Source organism: Herbaspirillum sp. SJZ107 (assembly GCF_006715485.1).
Taxonomy (GTDB): Bacteria; Pseudomonadota; Gammaproteobacteria; order Burkholderiales; family Burkholderiaceae_D; genus Telluria.
Map to the genome: position 1 here is coordinate 903099 of NZ_VFNH01000001.1, position 15331 is coordinate 918429.

At 64.3% G+C, this 15331-nt stretch carries 13 protein-coding genes; all 13 read left to right on the forward strand.

All coding sequences use genetic code 11. From position 1 onward, the window contains the following. The first annotated feature begins 60 nt into the window (after nucleotides 1-60). The gene (gene radA / locus FBX97_RS04080; RefSeq protein ID WP_141828937.1) at nucleotides 61-1440 is read left to right on the forward strand and encodes a DNA repair protein RadA; all 1380 of its coding nucleotides are present in this window, start codon (nucleotides 61-63) and stop codon (nucleotides 1438-1440) included. 90 nt (nucleotides 1441-1530) lie between these two features. After that, nucleotides 1531-1848 carry a PilZ domain-containing protein gene (locus tag FBX97_RS04085; protein ID WP_141828938.1) on the forward strand — a complete coding sequence of 106 codons (318 nt, stop codon included), beginning with the start codon at nucleotides 1531-1533 and terminating at the stop codon, nucleotides 1846-1848. Nucleotides 1849-2385: 537 nt separating this feature from the next. Continuing rightward, complete coding sequence (gene pstS, locus FBX97_RS04090) at nucleotides 2386-3429, forward strand: phosphate ABC transporter substrate-binding protein PstS (protein ID WP_141828939.1); 1044 nt, start codon at nucleotides 2386-2388, stop codon at nucleotides 3427-3429. A gap of 266 nt (nucleotides 3430-3695) precedes the next feature. Beyond that, nucleotides 3696-4628 (forward strand): phosphate ABC transporter permease subunit PstC, encoded by a 933-nt coding sequence (pstC, locus tag FBX97_RS04095; RefSeq protein WP_370457197.1) that lies wholly within the window; start codon nucleotides 3696-3698, stop codon nucleotides 4626-4628. Further along, nucleotides 4628-5494 carry a phosphate ABC transporter permease PstA gene (pstA, locus tag FBX97_RS04100; protein ID WP_141828941.1) on the forward strand — a complete coding sequence of 289 codons (867 nt, stop codon included), beginning with the start codon at nucleotides 4628-4630 and terminating at the stop codon, nucleotides 5492-5494. Before pstC ends, pstA begins: the two co-directional genes overlap by 1 nt. Nucleotides 5495-5508: 14 nt before the next feature. Beyond that, the gene (gene pstB / locus FBX97_RS04105) at nucleotides 5509-6315 is read left to right on the forward strand and encodes a phosphate ABC transporter ATP-binding protein PstB (RefSeq protein ID WP_370457198.1); all 807 of its coding nucleotides are present in this window, start codon (nucleotides 5509-5511) and stop codon (nucleotides 6313-6315) included. 207 nt (nucleotides 6316-6522) lie between these two features. Further along, nucleotides 6523-7227, forward strand: a complete 705-nt coding sequence (gene phoU, locus FBX97_RS04110) for a phosphate signaling complex protein PhoU (protein ID WP_141828942.1) — start codon at nucleotides 6523-6525, stop codon at nucleotides 7225-7227. Between the two features lie 3 nt (nucleotides 7228-7230). After that, nucleotides 7231-7923 carry a response regulator gene (locus FBX97_RS04115; protein ID WP_141828943.1) on the forward strand — a complete coding sequence of 231 codons (693 nt, stop codon included), beginning with the start codon at nucleotides 7231-7233 and terminating at the stop codon, nucleotides 7921-7923. A gap of 1 nt (nucleotide 7924) precedes the next feature. Beyond that, nucleotides 7925-9217, forward strand: coding sequence for a phosphate regulon sensor histidine kinase PhoR (gene phoR, locus FBX97_RS04120; RefSeq protein ID WP_141828944.1), 1293 nt, complete (start codon nucleotides 7925-7927; stop codon nucleotides 9215-9217). Nucleotides 9218-9325: 108 nt separating this feature from the next. Beyond that, on the forward strand, nucleotides 9326-10228 hold the full coding sequence (locus FBX97_RS04125; protein ID WP_255517393.1) for a patatin-like phospholipase family protein: 903 nt from the start codon (nucleotides 9326-9328) through the stop codon (nucleotides 10226-10228). 37 nt (nucleotides 10229-10265) lie between these two features. After that, a complete protein-coding gene (locus tag FBX97_RS04130; RefSeq protein ID WP_141828946.1) occupies nucleotides 10266-10673 on the forward strand; it encodes a heme-binding protein in 408 nt (135 codons plus the stop codon). Between the two features lie 227 nt (nucleotides 10674-10900). Then, nucleotides 10901-12079 carry a glutamine-hydrolyzing carbamoyl-phosphate synthase small subunit gene (carA, locus tag FBX97_RS04135; RefSeq protein WP_141828947.1) on the forward strand — a complete coding sequence of 393 codons (1179 nt, stop codon included), beginning with the start codon at nucleotides 10901-10903 and terminating at the stop codon, nucleotides 12077-12079. Then, nucleotides 12080-15310, forward strand: a complete 3231-nt coding sequence (gene carB / locus FBX97_RS04140; RefSeq protein WP_141828948.1) for a carbamoyl-phosphate synthase large subunit — start codon at nucleotides 12080-12082, stop codon at nucleotides 15308-15310. The last annotated feature ends 21 nt before the right edge of the window (nucleotides 15311-15331 follow it).

Genomic DNA, 15331 nt, shown 5'->3' on the forward strand with positions numbered 1-15331 from the left:
CCTGCGGCCGTTTTCAGGCACTCCTAACTGACTAATATATATACACACGAACACGAGAGAATGGCAAAACCACGTACCAGTTTCGTCTGCAGCGAATGCGGCGCCGTCGCCACCCGCTGGAGCGGCCAGTGCCCGGAATGCAAGGCCTGGAACACGATGACCGAGCAGGTCGAGACCGCCGGCCTGAACCGCATGTCGCAGACGCCGGGCATGCACAAGAGTCTGGCCCAGACCGCGCCGGTGCTGTCGCTCGCCGACATCGAGGCGATCGACGTGCCGCGCTTCGGCACCGGCATCGAGGAATTCGACCGCGTGCTGGGCGGCGGCCTGGTCGCTGGCGGCGTCGTGCTGATCGGCGGCGACCCCGGCATCGGCAAGTCGACGCTGCTGCTGCAGGCGCTGGCCAACCTGGCCGCGACCCGCAATACCCTGTATGTCTCGGGCGAGGAATCCGGTGCCCAGATCGCGCTGCGCGCGCGCCGCCTGCAGGTCGAAGCCAAGGACCTGAAACTCCAGGCCGAGATCCAGCTGGAGAAGATCCTCGGCACCCTGGCCGACCTGAAACCCGAAGTGGCGGTGATCGACTCGATCCAGACACTGTATTCGGACGCGCTGACCTCGGCGCCCGGCTCGGTCTCGCAGGTGCGCGAATGCGCGGCCCAGCTCACGCGGGTGGCCAAGCAGACCGGCGTCACCATCATCCTGGTCGGCCACGTGACCAAAGAAGGCGCGCTGGCCGGTCCACGCGTGCTCGAGCACATCGTCGACACCGTGCTCTACTTCGAGGGCGACACCCAGAGCAGCTTCCGCCTGGTGCGCGCGATCAAGAACCGTTTCGGCGCCGTCAACGAACTGGGCGTGTTCGCGATGACCGAAAAGGGGCTGAAGGGCGTGTCGAACCCGTCGGCGCTGTTCCTGTCCCAGCACGACAGCCAGGTCCCGGGTTCGTGCGTGATGGTGACCCAGGAAGGCACGCGCCCGCTGCTGGTCGAGGTGCAGGCGCTGGTCGACGCCAGCCACCTGCCGAATGCGCGCCGGCTGTCGGTCGGCCTGGAACAGAACCGCCTGGCGATGCTGCTGGCGGTGCTGCACCGCCACGCCGGCATCGCCGCCTTCGACCAGGACGTGTTCATCAATGCGGTTGGCGGCGTGAAGATCACGGAGCCGGCAGCCGACCTTGCGGTCTTGCTGGCGATTAACTCATCGATGCGCAACAAGCCGCTGCCGCGCGGGCTGGTGGTGTTCGGCGAAGTCGGCCTGGCCGGCGAGATCCGCCCGGCGCCGCGCGGCCAGGAGCGCCTGCGCGAAGCGGCCAAGCTGGGCTTTTCGGTGGCGGTGATCCCGAAATCGAACGCCCCGAAGCAGCCGATCGAGGGCATGACCATCGTCGCGGTCGAGCGTATCGACGAAGCCTTCAGCAAACTCAGGGAACTGGACTGACCGGCCGAGCCGGGCTGCCTTGTAAAGACATGCTTTGTGGCATTTAACTTATAATGCCACGCTTGTATGTCAGCATAGCAAGGTAACTCCGTGACGGATCAAAGACAGTCGGCGCGCAAGATCTTCAAGGTCAAGGCGCTGGTGGTGATGGATGGGCAGCCGCCGCTGCTCGGGCGCACGACCGACCTCGGCGCCCAAGGCATCAGCGTGACGGTGGGGCGGCCGATGCAGGCCGGCCAGCTCGGCCAGGTCGGCTTCGACCTGCTGATCGAAGGCAGGACAGTGCCGATCCGGGTCCGCACCAAGGTCATGTACAGTATCCTCAGCGGCGACGAGTACAAGGTCGGCTTCCAGTTCCTGCACCTCGACCTGAACACGATGACCGAACTGGCGCGCTTCCTGAAGTAGCCGGCAAGGAGCCCACACCATACAAGCAGACGAAAAGCGGCGAGCGCCCTCGGGCCTCGCCGCTTTTTTTCGCTCCTTGCAAAGTCAAGCCTTACTCGTGATAACGGTCATGCAGTTTTGCTGAACTCCCACGTGCCTCTACGATCGCTTCGAAGAGGACGAGGGCTGCGATGCCTCCCAACACCCCAGTGACAATCAAGCTTTCAATCATGGACTCCAAACGCCGTTAAGCGAACCCTCCTTTGTGACGAACTACACCTTCAAGGTAGCAGGCCGCATCGTATTTACAAGGCGCTTTTTCCCACGCTTTCTTGCTCTCATTTTTGTCCCCTGGCCGGGTTCGCCACAGAGGAGAGATAGACGTTTATTGCGGGAATATGACATGTCGCAAGATCTTATGTGACATTCAATTTCACCCTCTCGGGGTATGCAGGAAGGGTGTCATGAAGTGACTTCCAGCATGTCATAAAGGCGTCATATTCGGCCACTACACTGCGCAGCATCAACCGTGTCACCCACTACAACTAAGGACCTGATATGCGCATGAAGCAACTGCTGGCAACCATCATCATCGGCACCTCGGCCACTTTCGCGAGCACCGCGACCCTGGCCGCCGACATTACCGGTGCCGGCGCCACCTTCCCGTACCCGATCTACGCCAAGTGGGCCGAGATGTACAAGAAGGCGAGCGGCAACGGCCTGAACTACCAATCGGTCGGCTCGGGTGCAGGCATCAAGCAGATCAAGGCCAAGACCGTCGATTTCGGCGCATCGGACATGCCGCTGGCCGCCGATGAGCTGAACCAGTCCGGCCTGTTCCAGTTCCCGGCCATCATGGGTGGCGTGGTGACCGTGGTCAACCTGGACGGTGTCGCTCCGGGCCAGCTGAAGCTGACCGGTCCGGTCGTCGCCGACATCTACCTCGGCAAGATCACCAAGTGGAACGACGGGGCGATCGCCGCCCTGAACCCGGGCGTCAAGCTGCCGGCCGAAGACATCACCGTCGTGCACCGTGCCGACAGCTCGGGCACCTCCTTCCTGTTCACCGACTACCTGTCGAAGACCAACCCCGACTTCAAGACCAGGATCGGCGCCGGCACCGCCGTGAAATGGGCAACCGGCGTGGGCGGCAAGGGCAACGACGGCGTCGCCGCCAACGTCCAGCGCATCAAGGGTTCGATCGGCTACGTCGAGTGGGCCTATGCCAAGAAGAACAAGATGTCGCACACCCAGCTGAAGAACCGCGACGGCGTCTTCCTGCAACCGGACGACGACGCCTTCAAGGCCGCCGCCGCCAACGCCGAGTGGACCAAGTCGCCGGGCATGGCCGTGGTGCTGACCGACCAGGCCGGCAAGGCCGCCTGGCCGATCACCGGCGTGTCCTACATCCTGGTGCACAAGCAGCAGGCTGACGCCGCCAAGGGCAAGGAAGTGCTGAAGTTCTTCGACTACGCCTTCAAGAACGGCGACGCCGCCGCGACCGAGCTGGATTACGTGCCAATGCCGGACACCGTCGTCAAGCTGGTGCAGGATGCCTGGAAGGCGAACATGAAGGATGCTTCGGGCAAGGCGGTCTGGTAATAGACGTATAACAGTTCGCACCACCGGGCATTGCCCGGCGCCGCTCCCTGCGCAGGCAGGGACCCAATTTGCACGCAGGACGGCAGCGCGTAAAACTTGGGTCCCTGCCTGCGCAGGGACGACGTGCAGGCGCTGACATGGCGTCACATGCTAACGCTAAGTATCAATTGAGCAAAATAATGAACTCCCAATCCGCGATCACCGCCGACCCGGCCGCCCAGGCCGCGTTGCAGGAAGAAGCCCGCCACGCCGCGCTGCGCAACACCATGCGCGTGCAGCGCATCCAGGATTTCATCTTCCACAAGGTCACGCTGCTGTTCGCGGCTTTCGTGTTGCTGGTGCTGATCGGCATCATCGTCTCGCTGGCGATCGGCGCCGCACCGGCCTTCCGCGAATTCGGCGCCGGCTTCATCACCACCAACGAGTGGGACCCGATCAACGACAAGTTCGGCGCCCTGATCGCCATCACCGGCACCCTGGTGACCTCGCTGATCGCGCTGGCCGTGGCCTTCCCGATCAGCTTCGGCATCGCGCTGTTCCTGACTGAAATCTGCCCGAGCTGGCTGCGCCGTCCGCTCGGCACCGCGGTCGAGCTGTTGGCAGGCATCCCGTCGATCATCTACGGCATGTGGGGCCTGTTCGTGTTCGCCCCGATCTTCGGCGACCACGTGCAGCCGCTGCTGAAAAAGACCCTGGGCGTGCTGCCCGTCATCGGTCCGCTGTTCCAGGGTCCGACCATGGGCCTCGGCATCCTGACCGCCGGCCTGATCCTGGCCGTGATGATCATCCCCTTCATCGCTTCGGTGATGCGCGACGTGTTCGAGATCGTGCCCGCCGTGCTGAAGGAATCCGCGTACGGCCTCGGCTGCACCAAGTGGGAAGTGGTGCGCAAGGTGGTGCTGCCCTATACCCGTACCGGCGTGGTCGGCGGCGTCATGCTGGGCCTGGGCCGCGCGCTGGGCGAGACCATGGCCGTCACCTTCGTGATCGGCAACGCCAATGAACTCTCGTGGTCGCTGTTCGCCGCGGGCAACTCGATTTCCTCGACCCTGGCCAACGAATTCGCCGAAGCCAGCTCGCCGCTGCACGTGTCGTCGCTGATGGCGCTGGGCCTGATCCTGTTCGCGATCACCTTCATCGTGCTGTCGGCCGCCAAGCTGATGCTGCTGGGTATGTCCCGCAAGGAAGGCGCAAAATAATGCAAAACTCATTGTCGAAATCGAATAACCCGGTCTACCGCCGCCGCCTGTTCGGCCACCGCGTCGGCATCGCGCTGTCGGTGCTGGCCATGGCCATCGGCCTCGGCTTCCTGGCCTGGATCCTGTTCACCCTGCTGGTGCACGGCTTCGGCGCGCTGTCGCACACGCTGTTCACGCTGGACACCCCGGCGCCGGGCAGCGAAGGCGGCATCCGCAACGCCATCTTCGGCAGCCTGATCATGGTGGGCCTCTCGACTCTGGTGTCGACCCCGGTCGGCATCCTGGCCGGCATCTACCTGGCCGAGTACGGCCAGAACAGCAAGTTCGCGGCCGTCACCCGCTTCGTCACCGACATCATGCTGTCGGCGCCGTCGATCGTGATCGGCCTGTTCGTGTACGCGCTGTACGTGGCCAACGTCCAGCACTTCTCGGGCTATGCCGGCACCATCGCGCTGTCCCTGATCGCGATCCCGGTGGTCGTGCGCACCACCGACAACATGCTGCACCTGGTGCCGAACAGCCTGCTCGAAGCCGCATTCGCCCTCGGCGCGCCGCGCTGGAAGGTGGCCCTGATGGTGCGCCTGCGCGCCGTGAAGGCCGGCGTCGTGACCGGCGTGCTGCTGGCCGTAGCCCGCATCGCCGGCGAAACCGCGCCGCTGCTGTTCACCGCGCTCAACAACCAGTTCTTCACGGCCGACCTGAACCAGCCGATGGCCAACCTGCCGGTGGTGATCTACCGCTTCGCCATGAGCCCGTACGACGACTGGCAGTCGATCGCCTGGGGCGCGGCGCTGCTGGTGACCCTCAGCGTGCTGCTCCTGAATATCCTGTCGCGGACCGCGTTCCGCCAAAAGACTCCGCAATAATGACCACCATGATGATGACCCAGCCCATGTCGACCACGACGCAGAACGCCGGTGCCGCCAAGCCGAAGACCAAGACCATCGAGATCGCGGGCCTGGACTTTTACTATGGCAAGACCAAGAGCCTGAAGAACGTCAGCCTCGATATCCACGACAAGCAGGTGACGGCCTTCATCGGCCCGTCCGGCTGCGGCAAGTCGACCCTGCTGCGCACGCTGAACCGCATGTACGACCTGTATCCCGGCCAGCGCGCCGAAGGCTCGATCATGTACCGCGGCCGCAACATCCTGGAACCGGGCGTGGACGTGAACATGCTGCGCGCCAAGGTCGGCATGGTGTTCCAGAAGCCGACCCCGTTCCCGATGTCGGTCTACGACAACATCGCCTTCGGGGTGCGCCTGTACGAAAACCTGTCGAAGGGCGAGATGGACGAGCGCGTCGAATGGGCACTGAAGAAGGCGGCGCTGTGGGGCGAGGTCAAGGATAAGCTGAACAAGAGTGGCCTGTCGCTGTCGGGCGGCCAGCAGCAGCGCCTGTGCATCGCGCGCGGCGTCGCGGTCAAGCCGGACGTGCTGCTGCTCGACGAGCCGACCTCGGCGCTGGACCCGATCTCGACCGCCAAGATCGAGGAACTGATCAGCGAGCTGAAGGGCGACTACACGATCGCCATCGTGACCCACAACATGCAGCAGGCGGCGCGCTGCTCGGACTACACCGCCTACATGTACCTGGGCGAACTGGTCGAGTTCGGCGAAACCGACCAGCTCTTCATGAACCCGGCGCGCAAAGAAACCCAGGACTATATCACCGGCCGTTTCGGCTGAGCGGAGGAAGGCTCTGCAACCTACTGCGCGGCCGTGGAAGCGGCCTGCGATGCTCGCCGTACCGGATGTACGGCTGCGCTTCTCGGCCACTTCGACGGCCTGCTCGCTACGGTTGCAGAGCCTCCCGATACGCCAACACAGAGCGTTCAAGAACCAATATAAAGCTCTGATACGGTAAGATAACTATAGAGAACAGGAATTATCAAAATGGTAGGCGATCACTCTTCCAAGCAGTACGACCACGAACTCGAAGGCATCCGCTCCAAGGTGCTGCTGATGGGCGGCATGGTGGAAACCCAGTTCGACGAAGCGCTGAACTGCTTCCGCGTCGAGAACCATGAGTTGGCCGACAAGGTGATTGCCGACGACCATGCGGTGAATCAGCTCGAAGTGCAGCTGGATGATGCCTGCAGCCACCTGATCGTGCGCCGCCAGCCGACCGCCAACGACCTGCGTACCGTGATGGCAACCATCAAGGTGATCACCGACCTGGAGCGCGTCGGCGACGAAGCGACCAAGATCGCGCGCACCGCGAAAAGCCTGCACGAGCGCGGCATGGTCAACTTCAACCACTACGACGTGGTGCGCACCATCTCGCGCGCCACCGCCGACATGCTGCACGACGCGCTCGACGCGTTTGCGCGCCTGGACGGCAAGGCGGCGCTGCAGATCATCGCCCAGGACGACGAGATCGACTTCGAATTCCGCACCATCCTGCGCAACATGATCACCTTCATGATGGAAGACCCGCGCACGATCTCGTCGGCGCTGGATACGCTGTGGGTGGCCAAGGCGATCGAGCGCATCGGCGACCACGCCAAGAACATCGCCGAATACGTGATCTACGTGGTCGAGGGGCGCGATATCCGCCATAGCAAAGTGACTGCCGTCGCAGAACGCGGAGAAGGGTGACCGATGGCGTCCAACACGAGTGTCCTGATCGTAGAGGATGAGCCGGCCATCGTCGAGCTGGTGAGCTATTCGCTGCGCGAGACCGGCTGGGAAGTGCGCACGGCGTCGAGCGTGGCGGCGGCCTGGGAGTCGATCGTGCAGGGCCGGCCCGACCTGCTGCTGCTCGACTGGATGCTGCCCGACCAGAGCGGCCTGCGCCTGCTGGCGCGCCTGCGCGCCGACCGCGACTTCCAGGATATCCCGGTGATCATGCTGACCGCGAAGAGCATGGAAGAGGACAAGATCGCGGGCCTGAACAACGGCGCCGACGACTACGTCACCAAGCCGTTCTCGCCGCGCGAACTGCTGGCGCGTTCGAAGGCGCTGCTGCGCCGCAAGAGCCCGCACCTGGCCGAGGCGCCGCTGTCGGCCGGGCCGGTCACGCTCGACCCGAGCAGCTGCACCGTCAGCCTGGACGGACGCCAGCTCGAGATGGGCAATGCCGAGTACCGCCTGCTGAAATTCCTGATGGCGCACCGCGAGCGCGTGTTCTCCCGGAGCCAGTTGCTGGATAAAGTCTGGGGCGATGCCTCGGCGGTCGAGGAACGCACCGTCGACGTCCACGTCCTGCGCCTGCGCAAGGGCTTGAAGGAGGCGGAGAAGCTGATCAAGACCGTGCGCAGCGTCGGCTACATGCTGACCGAGAAAGAGCTCTGATTTGAACCCGAAACTGCTGTTCTGGGTGCCGGCCGCGCTGCGCCTGGCCCTGCTGCTGGCCGGCGCCGGCGTGGTCTGGTGGATGGCCGGTCCGGTGGCCGGCCTGGCGCTGGCGCTGGCCACCACCATCGTGCTGCTGTTCGTACAGCTGTCCTACCTGTTCAGGCTGGGCGAATGGCTGGACCACCCGCACAGCAGCCGCCTGCCGGACGGCTGGGGCGCCTGGACCGAGGTGTTCGCGCGCTTGTACCGCCTGCGGCGCGACGACGAACGCAACCAGGACCAGCTGACCGAATGGCTGGCGCGCTTCCGCCAGGCCATGCAGCTGCTGCCCGAAGGCGTGGCCATCATGGACGACGTGCTGCTGCTGGAGTGGTGCAACCCGGCCACCGAGCGCCATCTCGGCCTGACCCTGGAGAAGGACAAGGGCCGCCGCGTGACCAACCTGGTGCGCCATCCGGAATTCATCGACTACATCATCCTGGGCCGCTACGAACAGCCGCTGACGCTGTCGCTGCGCGGCCGCAAGCTGGTGGTGCAGATCATCCCGTTCGAAAACCGCAGGCAGATCCTGGTGACCCACGACGCCACCGAGACCGATCGTATCGAGGCGATGCGGCGCGACTTCATCGCCAACGCCTCGCACGAGCTGCGCACGCCGCTGACCGTGATCGTCGGCTTCCTGGAAATCGCCATGGCCGACCCGGGCCTGGACGAGCGCACCCGCACCGCGCACCTGACGCTGATGACCGAACAGGCCGAGCGCATGCAGCGCCTGATCGAGGACATGCTGACGCTGTCGCGCCTGGAATCCGACGAGTATCCGCTCAAGCGCGAGCGGGTCGACGTGGCCTGGCTGGTCGAGGGCATCGCCAACGATGCGCGCGCGCTGTCCGGCGGGCGCCACCTGGTCGAGGTCAAGGTGGACGGGCCGGACATCATGGGCAGCCCGGACGAGTTGCGCAGCGCCTTCGGCAACCTGGCCAGCAATGCGGTGCGCTACACGCCCGCCGGCGGGACCATCCGCCTGACCTGGCAGCGCGGCCCGAACGACCTGCGCTTCGAGGTGTGCGACACCGGCATCGGCATCGACGAGCAGCACATCTCGCGCCTGACCGAGCGCTTCTACCGGGTCGACAAGAGCCGCTCGCGCGAGACCCAGGGGACGGGACTGGGGCTGGCGATCGTCAAGCACGTGCTGCTCAGGCATGGCGGCAAGCTGTCGATCCGGTCGACGCCGGGGAAGGGGAGTGCGTTCACGGTGTCGTTGCCGAATACGACCTTGCCGGGTTAATGGAAGTTCGTGGCATAACGTTAGCCTGAGCCAGAACGGGTACAATCGGCTTTTTACCCGTCCTTCATTCCGCGCATGACCTTCACCCGCCGCTCCACGCTCTCCGCCATGGCTGGTCTTGGCATTACAGCGATCCTGCTGGCCGGCTGCGGCTCCACCCCGCCCGCACCGACTCCCACCGCAGCCGTTCCGCCCCCGCAGCCGGTCATGCGCAAGGTAAAAATCGGCCTCGCCCTGGGCGGCGGCGCCGCACGCGGCTTTGCCCACATCGGCGTGATCAAGGCCCTCGAGGCCCAGGGCATCGTCCCGGACATCGTGGTCGGCACCAGTGCCGGCTCGGTGGTCGGCGCGATGTATGCGGCCGGCTACAACGGCTTCCAGCTGCAGAAGATGGCGCTGGAGATGGACGAGGCCAGCATTTCCGACTGGGCGATCCCGTTCTTCAGCAAGGCCCCGGGCGTGCTGAAAGGCGAGGCGCTGCAGAGCTACGTCAACAAGACCGTCAGGAACCAGCCGATCGAAAAGCTGAAGATCCCGTTCGGCGCCGTCGCCACCGACCTCAAGACCGGCCAGCCGATCCTGTTCAGGCGCGGCAACACCGGCATGGCGGTACGTGCATCGTCGAGCGTGCCGAGCGTGTTCCAGCCGGTCAGCATCGGCGGCCGCACCTACGTCGACGGCGGCCTGGTGGCGCCGGTGCCGGTGCGCTTCGCCAAGGAGATGGGCGCGGAGTTCATTATCGCCGTCAACATCTCGAGCGCGACCGAGGCCCAGGCCACGGCCAGTTCGGTGGACGTGCTGATGCAGACCTTCACCATCATGGGCCAGCGCATCAACCAGCTCGAGCTGAAGGATGCCGACATCGTCATCACGCCCTCGCTGGGCACCATGGGCAGCGCCGACTTCAATGGCCGCAACCTGGCGGTGCTGGCCGGCGAACAGGCCGCGGCGGCGGTGATGCCCCAGATTAAGGCGCGGCTCAAGGCCAGGCAGATGAGCCCCGCACACTGATTCACCCACAATTGTTCATTGATAGAGGAAGACCAAGATGCAAAGCAAACCCGTCCTGACCCTGGAAGACGTCAAGAAGATCGCCGCCGCCGCCGAGCAGGAAGCGCTCAGCAACGGCTGGAAGGTCGTGATCGCGATCTGCGACGACGGCGGCCATCCGCTGTTCCTGCAGCGCCTCGACGGTGCGGCGCCGATCTCGGCCCACATCGCGCCGGAAAAGGCCAAGACCGCGGCGCTGGGCCGCCGCGAATCGAAGATCTACGAAGACATGATCAACAACGGCCGCGTCTCCTTCCTGCGCGCGCCGGAACTGGGCGGCATGCTCGAGGGCGGCGTGCCGATCCTGGTCGATGGCCACACCGTCGGCGCGGTCGGCGTGTCGGGCGTGAAGTCGGCCGAGGATGCGCAGATCGCCAAGGCCGGCGTCGCCGCACTCGGCCTGTAAGCACGCCGCCCTCTCGATTTCCGAGAGGCATTGAGAGGAAGGACGGGTCGGACACGATTGCCGGGTGGGTGGATTTGCGTTATAATTCGGAAGTTTATCCACACATTATTCGCCGTAGCGACGACCCACCCATTCCTTCTTCAAACGTCCTGTAACACGGTGTAATTCCAGTGGTTCCAGGCCAGTCTGACGTGGCGCAGCTACGGCAACTTTAACGGGAGTTGCCCTTGCCGCCATTTTTTTCAGGCCCAGCCGTTCCGGCCATCCTGGCCCTTGCCGACGGTACCATCTTCAAAGGTTATTCGATCGGCGCCGCCGGCCATACCATCGGTGAAGTGGTCTTCAATACCGCCATCACCGGCTATCAGGAAATCCTGACCGACCCCAGCTACTCGCGCCAGATCGTCACGCTGACCTACCCGCACATAGGCAACCAGGGCGTGAACCCGGCCGACGTCGAGGCGTCCAAGGTGCATGCCGCCGGCCTGATCATCCGCGACCTGCCGCTGCTGGCATCGAACTTCCGCTCGAACCAATCGCTGTCGGACTACCTGAAGGCCGAAGGCACCGTCGCCATCGCCGGCATCGACACGCGCAAGCTGACCCGCATCCTGCGTGAAAAGGGCGCCCAGAACGGCGCCATCCTGACCGGGACCCAGGGTAACGAACCGCTCGAGTCGCAGGCGCTCGACCTGGCGCGCTCGTTCCCGGGCCTGAACGGCATGGACCTGGCCAAGGTCGTGTCGGTGAAAGAGGCATATTCCTTCAACGAAACCGAGTGGAAGCTGGGCGAAGGCTTCGGCAAGCAGGACAATCCGCAATTCCACGTGGTCGCCTTCGACTACGGCGTCAAGCGCAACATCCTGCGCATGCTGGCCGAGCGCGGCTGCAAGGTGACGGTGCTGCCGGCCCAGGCCACCGCCAAGGATGCGCTGGCGCTGAACCCGGACGGTATCTTCCTGGCCAACGGCCCCGGCGATCCGGCCGCCTGCGACTACGCGATCGAAGCCACCCGCGACGTCATCGAGACCGGCATCCCGACCTTCGGTATCTGCCTCGGCCACCAGATCATGGCGCTGGCCTCGGGTGCGAAGACCGTCAAGATGAAGTTCGGCCACCACGGCGCCAACCATCCGGTGCAGGACCTGGACAGCAAGAAGGTCCTGATCACCTCGCAGAACCACGGTTTCGCGGTCGACCCGGAAACCCTGCCGGCCAACTGCCGCGTGACCCACGTGTCCCTGTTCGACGGCTCGCTGCAAGGCTTCGAGCGTACCGACAAGCCGGCGTTCTGCTTCCAGGGCCACCCGGAAGCCTCGCCGGGACCGACCGACGTCGCCTACCTGTTCGACCGTTTCATCAGCAACATGAATAAGCACATGAGTGCCGCCCGCGGAGAGAAATAAATGCCAAAACGTAGTGATATCAAAAGCATCCTGATCATCGGCGCGGGTCCGATCGTGATCGGCCAGGCAGTGGAATTCGATTATTCGGGCGCCCAGGCCTGCAAGGCCCTGCGCGAAGAGGGTTACAAGGTCATCCTGGTCAATTCGAACCCGGCGACCATCATGACCGACCCGGAAACGGCCGACGTCACCTATATCGAGCCGATCACCTGGAAGGTGGTCGAGCGCATCATCGCCAAGGAGCGTCCGGACGCGATCCTGCCGACCATGGGCGGCCAGACCGCGCTGAACTGCGCGCTCGACCTGCACCGCCACGGCGTGCTGGACAAGTACAAGGTCGAACTGATCGGCGCTTCGCCGGAAGCCATCGACAAGGCCGAGGACCGCTCCAAGTTCAAGGACGCGATGACCAAGATCGGCCTCGGTTCGGCACGCTCGGGCGTGGCGCACACGATGGACGAATCGCGCGCCGTGCAGCGCGAGCTGGGCTTCCCGGTCATCATCCGTCCGTCGTTCACGATGGGCGGTTCGGGCGGCGGCATCGCCTACAACGAAGAAGAGTTCGAAGCGATCTGCAAGCGCGGCCTGGAAGCCTCGCCGACCTCGGAACTGCTGATCGAGGAATCGCTGCTGGGCTGGAAAGAGTACGAGATGGAAGTGGTGCGCGACAAGGCGGACAACTGCATCATCATCTGCTCGATCGAAAACCTGGACCCGATGGGCGTGCACACCGGCGACTCGATCACCGTCGCGCCGGCGCAGACGCTGACCGACAAGGAATACCAGATCATGCGCAACGCCTCGATCGCGGTGCTGCGCGAGATCGGCGTCGACACCGGCGGTTCGAACGTGCAGTTCGCGATCAATCCGCAGGACGGCCGCATGATCGTCATCGAGATGAATCCGCGCGTGTCGCGTTCGTCGGCGCTGGCCTCGAAAGCCACCGGCTTCCCGATCGCCAAGGTCGCCGCCAAGCTGGCGGTCGGCTTCACGCTGGACGAGTTGCGCAACGAGATCACCGGCGGCGCAACCCCGGCCTCGTTCGAGCCGTCGATCGACTACGTCGTGGTCAAGATCCCGCGCTTCGCCTTCGAAAAATTCCCGGCCGCGGACAAGCACCTGACCACCCAGATGAAGTCCGTCGGTGAAGTCATGGCGATGGGCCGCACCTTCCAAGAATCCTTCCAGAAGGCGCTGCGCGGCCTCGAGGTCGGCGTCGACGGCCTCAACGAAAAGACGCGCGACCGCGAAGTCATCGAAGAAGAGCTGGGCGAGCCGGGTCCGGAACGCATCTGGTACGTGGGCGACGCCTTCGCCCAGGGCTTCACGCTGGAAGAAGTGCACGGCCTGACCAAGATCGATCCGTGGTTCCTCATCCAGATCAAGGAAATCGTCGACATCGAGCTGTGGCTGGATCACCAGCAGCTGGAAAACCTGGACAAGCCGACGCTGTACAAGCTGAAGCAGAAGGGCTTCTCGGACCGCCGCCTCGCCTTCCTGATGCACACCACGCAGGCCGCGGTGCGCGAACGCCGCCACGCGCTGGGCATCCGCCCGGTGTACAAGCGCGTCGACACCTGCGCCGCCGAATTCTCGACCAGCACCGCCTACATGTACTCGACCTATGACGAGGAATGCGAAGCGGCGCCGACCGACAAGAAGAAGATCATGGTGCTGGGCGGCGGTCCGAACCGCATCGGCCAGGGCATCGAGTTCGACTACTGCTGCGTGCACGCGGCCCTCGCCATGCGCGACGACGGCTACGAGACCATCATGGTCAACTGCAATCCGGAGACTGTGTCGACCGACTACGATACCTCGGACCGCCTGTACTTCGAATCGCTGACGCTGGAAGACGTGCTGGAAATCGTCGACCTCGAAAAGCCCGTCGGCGTGATCGTGCAGTACGGCGGCCAGACCCCGCTGAAGCTGGCGCTGGACCTGGAAGCCAACGGCGTGCCGATCGTCGGCACCTCGCCGGACATGATCGACGCCGCCGAAGACCGCGAGCGTTTCCAGAAGCTGCTGCAGGACCTGGGCCTGCGCCAGCCGCCGAACCGCACCGCGCGCACCGAAGCCGAAGCGTTGGCGCTGGCCACCGAGATCGGCTACCCGCTGGTGGTGCGTCCTTCGTACGTGCTGGGCGGCCGCGCGATGGAAATCGTGCACGAGCAGCGCGACCTCGAGCGCTACATGCGCGAAGCGGTGAAGGTGTCGAACGATTCGCCGGTGCTGCTCGACCGCTTCCTGAACGACGCGATCGAAGTCGACGTCGACTGCATCTCGGACGGCGAGACCACCTTCATCGGCGGCGTGATGGAACACATCGAACAGGCAGGCGTGCACTCGGGCGACTCGGCCTGCTCGCTGCCGCCGTACTCGCTGTCGCAGGCGACCATCGATGAACTGAAGCGCCAGACCTCGCTGATGGCGAAAGGCCTGAACGTGGTCGGCCTGATGAACGTGCAGTTCGCGATCCAGCAGCAGGAAGTGCACGGCCAGATGCAGGACACCGTGTACGTGCTGGAGGTGAATCCGCGTGCCTCGCGTACCGTGCCTTTCGTGTCGAAAGCCACCGGCCTGCAGCTGGCCAAGATCGCGGCGCGCTGCATGGTCGGCCAGACCCTGGCCCAGCAGGGCATCACGAAAGAGGTCGTGCCGCCGTTCTACAGCGTCAAGGAAGCCGTGTTCCCGTTCGTGAAATTCCCGGGCGTGGACACCATCCTCGGACCGGAAATGAAGTCGACCGGCGAAGTCATGGGCGTCGGCACCACCTTCGGCGAAGCTTTTGTGAAGTCGCAGCTGGCGGCCAGCATCAACCTGCCGTCCTCGGGCCGCGTGTTCCTGTCGGTGAAGGCGTCGGACAAGCCGCGCACCATCAAGCTGGCGCGCGACCTGGTCGAGCTGGGCTTCTCGCTGGTGGCGACCAAGGGCACTGCCGCGGTGATCGCTGCCGCCGGCATCCCGGTCTCGCCGGTCAACAAGGTGGTCGAGGGCCGTCCGCACATCGTCGACATGATCAAGAACCACGAGATCGCGATGGTGGTGAACACGGTCGAGGAAAAGCGCAACGCGATCGCCGATTCGCGCACGATCCGTACCTCGGCCCTGCAGGCGCGCGTGGTGACCTACACCACGATCGCCGGCGCCGAAGCGGCAGTGCAGGGCATGCGCCATCTGGACGAGTTGAACGTCTATGATTTACAAGGCTTGCATAAGGCACTAAACTAACAGCCAGAGTAGTACAGGGAA

Bases quoted from the DNA above. Each gene is read 5' to 3' on its own strand.
- radA (WP_141828937.1), top strand. From the start codon at position 61: ATGGCAAAACCACGTACCAGTTTCGTCTGCAGCGAATGCGGCGCCGTC.
- pstS (WP_141828939.1), top strand. From the start codon at position 2,386: ATGCGCATGAAGCAACTGCTGGCAACCATCATCATCGGCACCTCGGCC.
- pstC (WP_370457197.1), top strand. From the start codon at position 3,696: ATGCGCGTGCAGCGCATCCAGGATTTCATCTTCCACAAGGTCACGCTG.
- pstA (WP_141828941.1), top strand. From the start codon at position 4,628: ATGCAAAACTCATTGTCGAAATCGAATAACCCGGTCTACCGCCGCCGC.
- pstB (WP_370457198.1), top strand. From the start codon at position 5,509: ATGACCCAGCCCATGTCGACCACGACGCAGAACGCCGGTGCCGCCAAG.
- phoU (WP_141828942.1), top strand. From the start codon at position 6,523: ATGGTAGGCGATCACTCTTCCAAGCAGTACGACCACGAACTCGAAGGC.
- FBX97_RS04115 (WP_141828943.1), top strand. From the start codon at position 7,231: ATGGCGTCCAACACGAGTGTCCTGATCGTAGAGGATGAGCCGGCCATC.
- FBX97_RS04125 (WP_255517393.1), top strand. From the start codon at position 9,326: ATGGCTGGTCTTGGCATTACAGCGATCCTGCTGGCCGGCTGCGGCTCC.
- FBX97_RS04130 (WP_141828946.1), top strand. From the start codon at position 10,266: ATGCAAAGCAAACCCGTCCTGACCCTGGAAGACGTCAAGAAGATCGCC.
- carB (WP_141828948.1), top strand. From the start codon at position 12,080: ATGCCAAAACGTAGTGATATCAAAAGCATCCTGATCATCGGCGCGGGT.